This is a genomic window from Collinsella aerofaciens, assembly GCF_040915425.1.
Taxonomy (GTDB): Bacteria; Actinomycetota; Coriobacteriia; order Coriobacteriales; family Coriobacteriaceae; genus Collinsella; species Collinsella aerofaciens_BW.
Map to the genome: position 1 here is coordinate 1 of NZ_JBCPDN010000079.1, position 8,282 is coordinate 8,282.

The following is an 8,282-nucleotide window of genomic DNA, read 5'->3' on the forward strand; positions in this document are numbered from 1 at the left end:
GGGTGCCGGAGGTCGCCGGCGACGTCAACATCTTGGTCGACGCCGTCGATTCGGCCGGCAACGTGAGGACCTGGAGGTTCCCCGTCAGGGTGGAGAGAAATCTATCTAACTTCACTTCAATAGATTTGAAATCTGATTCATCCAATTTGTGCGTAGGGGATACGCTTTCAATTACACCTCGGATTACCATCCGAAAGAATAATCAGATTTCATACAAATATGTTTGGATGCGGAACAACTGGGCTGAATGGGGTGTGATTGACTCCGGCAGAGGTAAATCCTCAATTGACTGGAGAGTCGATAAATCTGGCGCTGTCACCGTTTTTGTTGATGTTATTGATGAGGCCAACGATCAGACGATGACCTCGAAGACTGAATGCTCGATTGGCTCCGAGAAGTGGAATTACGAGTCCTTGAGTTCTTCTGCAACGCTTGTCAGGCCTAATGAAAGCACTGAGATCGATGCCAGATGCTCGGGTGATACTAATTACTTACAGTATAAGTTCGTCTGGAATAAGAATAATTGGGCTGACTGGGGCGTTGCTCAGCAGGGCACAAGTTCACACTTGCAATGGGCTCCAAAAGACGCCGGAGACTATGAATTGATCTGTGACGTTTCGGGGTCAGATGGAGTTGTCCAAACAAAAAGAACAATCATTAGCTGTTGGGATTTCTCGAGGATTACTGCAATTTCGACTGATGGCAATAATTCTTGGGGAGTTCGAGCTGATTTGGGAACGCTTGCAGCTGAAAAATCTGGGCAATTTCAGTTTAAATTTGTTTGGGCCAAGTCCGACTGGAGTAAATGGGGTGTTCTAAAAGAATTTTCCAGTGTGAATGACGCTTACTTCAATCCCTCTGCACTTGGATTGCAAGATGGTTATTACGATCTTTACTGCGATGTCTTGCTTCCAGATGGCACTCTCCAGTCGAAGTCGACTCAGATTTACTACAGCCCATTTGGTAGCTCAACGGTTTTGGGGGTTAGTCGTATTGGACTCGTCACTTGGCTTACGTCGCATCAATTTGATGGCTATTATTTAGGAACGAGATATTCCGGTGGCTTCTCTTATGATAGTTGCCTTTACCCAAAAGGTGCCCCGAGATGGGATGGCTATACTGGCATGAATTGCACTGGCTTCGTGGCTCATGCTTATGCTGCGGTTGGTGGCGATGTCAATCGTATTGCGCAGAATAATAATCACTCTCCTTGGGCTGGGGGGCCAGGCGGTGGCGGCTATATTAACGCTTGGAGATGGTATGGCTATGCTCGAGATTTGGGATGCAAAATGTATGAGTTCCGTACTGTCCAAGATATGCTAAATAGTGGTTATGCTCAAAAGGGAGATATTATCTTCTTTAAGACTGACGGATCAATCGACTGTCATATTGGGTTCTTCTGGGGAGATAATCCGCATGACAATAAAATGTGGCATCAAATTCTGCCTGGGAATTTAATCGGACTCTGCTTTAACAATGCGAACAAAGGAGAGGTTCGGCAATCGGTTGTTCTGATTAAATAGTGCTTTAATTTCTGAATGGTATTTGAAGCAACTAATTGTGAAACGGTGATTCTGATAAGTAGCGCAAGCAGAAGACTTACTGGCATAATAATTACATATGGTTATATACTGGCTCAGGCTTTAGTCGGTTTTGTATATGTTCCGATGTTGTTGCAAAACATTGGACAAGACGAATATGGACTCTATCAATTGATAGGTTCTATCATGTCTTATATAGTTTCCATTAATGGGATTTTGTCTGCCGGTGTTGGGCGTTTTTATTGCAAGTATATGGCAGAGGGCAAAAATGACTTAATGGAGAATACTCTCGCAATAGCTAGGCGTCTGTACTGGGTCCTATCTGTGTTCGTGATGCTAATAAGTTGCGTTCTCGCCGTGGTTGTTCGGTTTGTATATTCAGCCAGTTTTACAAACTCACAGCTTGATGAGTGTTCCGCAATGCTTGTTGTATTAGGGATCAACACAATTGTTATCATGAACAACACTATTAGCGTTGCGGCGATAACTGCTAATGAAAGGTTCGTTTTTTTGAAGGGCTCGCAATTGGCCGCCCTAATAGCTCAGCCTTTCATTGTGTATGGACTTACGACAATTTTTAAGAATGCATTAGCCGTATGTTTAGTTGTGCTTGTTACAAATGTGTTGTGCGCGGTGAGTCAGCGTTTGTTTGCTAAATATAATCTGCATATTAGTTTCAGATATCATGGCTGGGACATGAAACTGGCTAAAGGATTGCTATTTTTTAGCGGCGCGATTGTATTGGTGACGATTGCTGACCAGATTTTCTGGAAAACCGATCAATTAATTGTCGGCTATTATTTTGGTGCTGCCGCCGTTGCGGTATATTCTGTTGGATCTCAAATCTACACGATTTATATGACAATCGGTACGGCAGCCTCTTCAGTTTTTCTTCCTCGAGTTTCAGAACTGTATTGCCAGAATAAGGATATGTCTGAAATTTCGGATCTCTTCATTAAAGTCGGTCGCATTTCCTTTATCGTCTGCGGATTTGTTCTTAGTTTATTTATTGTTCTGGGAAAAGATTTCATCATTATTTGGGCTGGTAAGGACTATATAGACGCTTTCTATATCGCCTTGATCGTAATGGTTCCATTTACCATTGACTTAATTCAGAACCTGGGACTTACCATAATGCAGGTTGCGAATGTTTACCTGTATAGGGGGTATATGTATCTTGCGATTGCGCTTGTCAACGTGGTCGTGACGATTATACTGCTCAAGCTTATGGGCATAGTGGGCGCAGCAGTTTCAACAGCCATCGCTATGGTTATAGGTAACGGTTTCTGTATGAATTGGTATTATTCTGAAAAGCTTGGGTTGAACATAAAGAAATTTTGGCTTGAAATTGCCAAACTTTCCGTCTTGGTTATTGTCGGTACGGGGGCTTTGCTGCTGCTCTATAACCTAATTAAAAGCCTTTTATCTGGCCTTGTGGTGGTTTTGGTGTCAGCAATAATTTATTTCTTTATCTATTTCTTCTTGGTTTTGATGTTTGGGCTAAACGAATCCGAAAAGACGAGCATATCTGCATTTATCAAGCGATAATCTGCGACGCTTATTAAGCAGAATAGCCTAATGTACTTTCATTACTTTTATGACCAACCGGCTTGCCTGACATTTGATTATCGAAGGCTAAGTCGGTTGGTTTTACTACTCGGTGCCAGGAAAAATGAGCGATGACAACAGGGCGATTAGCTCAAGACTTTCAGTATCAATAGTTTTAGCTGTTCACAACAGCGTATTACTATTCGAGATAACAAATAGTGCTTATTCTTTGCCGCAAGGAACAGTAAATAGCTGTCAGGTCTGTAGGTGCTGCAAGGGACATCAGCTTTAATTGAGGGATTAAATAAGGCCTCTGAAATTGAAACAAAGTTACGTTTTTTGGTCTCATTATTGTCACTGAGCTCGTTGATCGATAGGAGATAAAGATACTGTTCCGTTCTTGTTTTCCATGCCAGCCTTTCTGTTTCTTCTCCCCAACGAGCAGCGATTTTCACTAGGCTTGAGGTGACGAAGGTTAAATCTGAAAGCTGTTTTTCCTTATAGCTGTGTGTTGCACTTTGTCCGTTTTGACAATTGTAATAATACAGCGCATCACTTATTTGTAAAACCGATCTGGCTGAATCGACTATGGGTATCATTTGCAGAAAATCTTCTGCAAAATCGATTCTCTTTGTATCGGTATTGCTTAAATCGTCAATCAGACAGTTTCTTTTGATTGCCTTTCCCCAAATTGAATTGAGTTTCCCTCGTGCCAAACATTTTCTGACTTCGGCGAGATCGTCACCTTCATAGATGCCAGACGGAAGGGCGGGATTGATAAACGGATCGTTTGAATAGTCTGGGTTTCTTGTATAGCTGAAACAGATTATGTCTGGATTGTACTTATCGATTTCGCGAGCAAGAATAGATAGGGTATCGAAGCGCAAAGAATCATCCGCATCAACAAAGACCAGGTAATCTCCGGCGCTTATCTCCGCGCCTTTTCGCCTGGCCTCATATACGCCCATATTATTTTGTCTAACGTAATGCGTATTGTTGTGAGATTCACAAAACATTTTGCAGACACTTTCAGTAGCGTCTGCCGATCCATCATTGATGAGAATTATTTCATATCCGTCATATGTTTGTTGGTAGATGGATGATAACGTTTCCGGCAAGCTGGATGCCGCATTATATGCAGGGATAATAATTGAAAACAGCATTTAGTCCCTTTCCGTATTGGAAGAACAAGATGGTTAGTTAGAAAGCCCGTTTACAATGTCCCTGTATAAAATAAATTGACGCTTGGCAATGGCCTTCCATTGAAAGTGTTCAATTGCATACTTTCTAGCTGCATTTGCAAGTTTACAACGAAGTTCATCGTCATTGAACAGGGTGAGAATTGCGTTAGAAATGGCTTCGAGATCAGATTCTACACCGATTCCAATTCCTTTATTGTTCGCTGTTTCTTTCCATGTGGTTCCCTCGGTAACAATAATTGGGAGGCCATATGCTAGTGCTTCCAAAACAGACGTCGGGAAACCTTCAGTGCGTGAAAGTTGGATATAAAACTGCGATTGGAGGAAAGCGTCCGCTTTAGATTGACCATTAACTGGACCATTTAATAAAACAATATCGGATACTTGATTGTCGGCACTAAGTAGTTCCAGTTTGGCCATAGACCCATCTTCATCTGGACCGTAGATGTAGATTTTAGCTCCGAGTCCTCTTAGCTCATCAGCAATTAGCGGCAGACTTTTGATCAGTAGATCAAGACCTTTGACCTCTATATCTAGGCGGCCAATAAAAAGCGCGATGCGGCTGTCTAAGCTTGAGGCTTTGGCTTTTGGGATGCTAACACCATTTGGAATAATGCTTGCTTTCCTATGTTTAAAGCCGTTTGAACTCATCGCTTCTTTTTCCGATAGAAAATGGATACAATCAGCATTGCGAATAAAGGCGTTATAGAAGAAAACATTAAGCAATTGTTTAGCTAAATGATGCTGTGCTTGCGCCACATATGTTAGAGACCCATGCGGTGTGATGATGTATGGGATTGCATGTCTTCTGAGCCAATGGCTTAGTTTAATGTGATCCGGCCTATATATCTCATGAAATATTACGAGTGACGGATTGCAAAACGGTTCAGGAAGTTTTTCTATGCATGACTGATAGAAGACGGGATATTTCGCATCTTTAGGTCTGTAGTTTGTAAGATTTAATAGAGCTATATTCATGTCCTTTATTTCTGACTGCTCATTTAGGTATTGAGGCACCACTGTAGACACGCCAGAAGCGAAATCACTTGTAATATATGCCACATGAAGGACTATTAAACTATCGGTAGTTTTCATTAGCGTTTGCTCCCGCAGCGGTGTTGGAGGTTTTAGTTGACAGATTCACAGTTGGTTTCAGTGCTCATGCCTTGTTATAGGGAGAGCGCCAAAGATTTTACTGAGGCACTAGTGTCTATTTTAAAGCAGACCTACCATCGAATCGAGGTGGTTGTTGTTTTTGATAATCCAGATGACAACACACTTTACGACATTGCTCAAAACTATAGCTCTCATGACAGCAGGATTTGCCTCGTGAGAAATGAACGCAATCTTGGTCTTGCTGCATCTTTGGAAAAGGCGTTCAAGGTCTCACGCGGTCAGTATATCTGCCGAATGGATTCAGATGACATTTCTGAGGCGCAGCGCATTGAACGGCAGTTGTCGTATCTTGAAGAACGTGAGCTTGACCTAGTGGGTTCTTATTTGAACGCCATTGACGAAGACGGTAGTCAATTATATCTCGTTGATTCAATTCCAAGTTCGGGTGAAGGCGTTAGGCGTTCTCTTATGATTAGAAATTGCGTACCTCATCCGAGTTGGTTTGGAAGAAGGTCTGTATTTGAAATGGGGTATCGGCCTGTTCCGCTAGCCGAAGACTATGACTTGCTGTTGCGTGCCGAGCTGGAAGGGTTCACTATTGGAAATGTTCCAGAGCCGCTCATTCGATACAGAATGACTGTTAATAGCATTTCGCGTAGCAATTTGTATAAACAGTTCGTTGTTTCTCAGTGTTTACGTTCAGCTTTCAAAGAGGGTCGATCACTGGATGTCGATAAGATTGATACAATCGTCGCCGAGCGGTTCGATCGGCGCCGAGCTGAGAACTATCTAAAGGCAAATGCATTATTTAATAATGGGTTGAGAAGTATTCATTCTGGTAATCGAGCAAAAGGTATTTCGCAATTGCTTCAAATCCCATTTTGCTCTAAGTCGTATTTAATGAATGTCATTAATATGGCGCGTGTGGTTACAATTAAATCTTTTGAGAAAACCTCGTAGTTGTGCACCTACGCTTAGAGAGACATGGCGTAAGCATGCCGTTCGACACTCGGAAGATTGCTAGCTTTGAAATCTAGGGCGAGGTTTGTTGCGGGGTTCTCGATGCCGTGTGCACCATTCGTGGTTGATTTCCGATCTCAGTCGAACACACTGCGCAGATAGTCCGTACCTGCGGCTAACCGAACGCCCCCGCGGCCCCCATGGACCCCGGGGGTGCCGTTTCCCCAGTTGAAGGAACGGTGGATATGTGTTCGATAGGTCCGGTGGCCATTCTCCGCCCTCAGTTTGGCACCTCTTTCCAGACTCAGCCGGACGGTCGGTCCGCCTATTCCGTTTTGCCTTTAGGCTAGGCCAGCGGGGCGTCGCGCCTCTCTGCGCGCGCCCTCTCGATGAGGCTCGGCGTCAGGTCGAGTCTTCCGATGGGCACGTCCTCCAGGTCGTAGGCGTCTAGCAGCGCCTCCGCATCGCCGCCGAGCATCGCCCTGGAGGCGCGCGGGCGTCCAGCTCCAGCATCTTCTGGACCGTGTCCCTTTCGTGACTGGTGAGCCTGCCGTAGACACTCGGGGTCGCCTTCTCGGAACCCTTTTTCTTCTTTCCGGACATGCCGTCCTCCGATCTCCCGGGGCCGGCCGATCCGGCCCTCAGGGTATCGGGTTCCCACATTCATCCGTACATGTACGGATGAATGTGGGAGGTGTTCGGATAAAGTCGATAATCAAGGTTGATAATCAAGGGTGCACCATTCGTTGTGTCTATTTAACCATTTGTATATCTCTCGCTATAATAATGAGAAAAACTAGAGATCGGTTTATGTGTATATGACACCCAAAACTCTTATCGCTATTCCTGCTTATAATGAGGAGGAATGCATAGAAAAGACGATATGCGAGCTCAGGCAAATTGCACCTGAGTTTGATTTTGTTGTTATCAATGATGGGTCTCGAGATCGAACGCTAGCTATCTGCAAAGATCTTGGTTGTGACATCATTGATATGCCCATTAACTGTGGTTTGACCGTTGGGTTTCAGACGGCTGCGCGTTATGCGGTTGATCATGGATATGACTATATGGTTCAGTTTGATGCTGACGGCCAGCATTGTCCGGAATATATAAAGGTCCTTGTTGATAGGGCTCAATCTGATGGATCAGATATTGTCATTGGCTCTAGGTTTGTAAGCGTACGCAAAGACAAGACGCTTCGCATGATCGGCTCGCGTATGATTACGGTGCTAATAAAGATTCTGACAGGCAAGAGGATCAGTGACCCAACGTCTGGATTTAGGCTATTTGGGCGGGATATTCTTAAGAAATACTATTACGACAATACCTTAAATCCGGAACCAGAATCTCTCGCTCTCTTTTTGAAGCAAGGGTATTCCATTTCAGAGGTACAGGTTAAGATGCGCGAGCGTCAAGGTGGCGAGAGCTATCTTAACCCTGTTAGGTCTATGCAGTATATGGTTCGTGTTTTCGTTACGCTCCTTGTCGTTCAGTGGTTTAGGTGATCCATTTGCCGGTTTCTCTTCGTATTTTGCTTCTTGTTTGCGCTGTTTTGGTATTCGTGTTCGTATTGCGCAAATTAAATAAATCCCAAATGCAAGTTTTGGATTCTCTGTTTTGGCTGCTATTCAGCGTCAGTTTTGTAATTTTGGGCGTTTTTCCACAAGTTGCAATGTGGCTTTCAAGTCTATTTGGTTTCATGTCGGCTTCTAACTTCGTGTTCCTTTACGTTATTGCCGTTCTTGTGGTCCGTGATTTCTGCAATTCTCTTCGCCTCTCTCGACAGGAAGAGCGTTTAAACTCGCTTGTTCAGGCTGTTGCGTTAAGTAGGGAGAAGGAAAAGTAGGCTATGCGTTTCGCTTTAGCGTATAAATCATCTCGATGTGAATGTCCCTACTTATATTACTTTCAACAGTTG

General features: G+C 43.9%; 7 protein-coding genes. 5 read left to right on the plus strand and 2 right to left on the minus strand.

All coding sequences use genetic code 11. The annotated features are described in order from the left end of the window. Nucleotides 1–1,523 (plus strand): hypothetical protein (locus tag AB5164_RS09185; protein ID WP_368148011.1); only part of this gene is annotated, 1,523 nt, incomplete at its 5' end. A 15-nt stretch (nt 1,524–1,538) separates the two neighbouring features. Beyond that, nucleotides 1,539–3,089: an oligosaccharide flippase family protein gene (locus AB5164_RS09190; RefSeq protein WP_082437869.1), complete on the plus strand. Its 1,551-nt coding sequence runs from the start codon at nt 1,539–1,541 to the stop codon at nt 3,087–3,089. Nucleotides 3,090–3,235: 146 nt separating this feature from the next. On the opposite strand, the gene AB5164_RS09195 is transcribed toward AB5164_RS09190, so the two are convergent. Together AB5164_RS09195 and AB5164_RS09200 are read right to left on the minus strand one after the other, a co-directional pair. Continuing rightward, entirely contained in the window at nt 3,236–4,252 is a 1,017-nt protein-coding gene (locus AB5164_RS09195; protein WP_368143033.1) for a glycosyltransferase family 2 protein, read from the minus strand. Nucleotides 4,253–4,285: 33 nt separating this feature from the next. Then, nucleotides 4,286–5,383 (minus strand): glycosyltransferase, encoded by a 1,098-nt coding sequence (locus AB5164_RS09200; protein WP_368143031.1) that lies wholly within the window; start codon nt 5,381–5,383, stop codon nt 4,286–4,288. 36 nt (nt 5,384–5,419) lie between these two features. Here AB5164_RS09200 and AB5164_RS09205 point away from each other — a divergent pair, with 36 nt between their 5' ends. The 3 genes from AB5164_RS09205 (at nt 5,420) to AB5164_RS09215 (ending at nt 8,210) form a co-directional block, all read left to right on the plus strand. Beyond that, the gene (locus tag AB5164_RS09205) at nt 5,420–6,364 is read left to right on the plus strand and encodes a glycosyltransferase family 2 protein (RefSeq protein WP_368143030.1); all 945 of its coding nucleotides are present in this window, start codon (nt 5,420–5,422) and stop codon (nt 6,362–6,364) included. 818 nt (nt 6,365–7,182) lie between these two features. Continuing rightward, nucleotides 7,183–7,869 carry a glycosyltransferase family 2 protein gene (locus AB5164_RS09210; RefSeq protein WP_368135752.1) on the plus strand — a complete coding sequence of 229 codons (687 nt, stop codon included), beginning with the start codon at nt 7,183–7,185 and terminating at the stop codon, nt 7,867–7,869. Then, on the plus strand, nt 7,866–8,210 hold the full coding sequence (locus AB5164_RS09215; RefSeq protein WP_368148012.1) for a DUF2304 domain-containing protein: 345 nt from the start codon (nt 7,866–7,868) through the stop codon (nt 8,208–8,210). The genes AB5164_RS09210 and AB5164_RS09215 overlap by 4 nt, the downstream gene beginning before the upstream one ends. Nucleotides 8,211–8,282 lie beyond the last annotated feature (72 nt).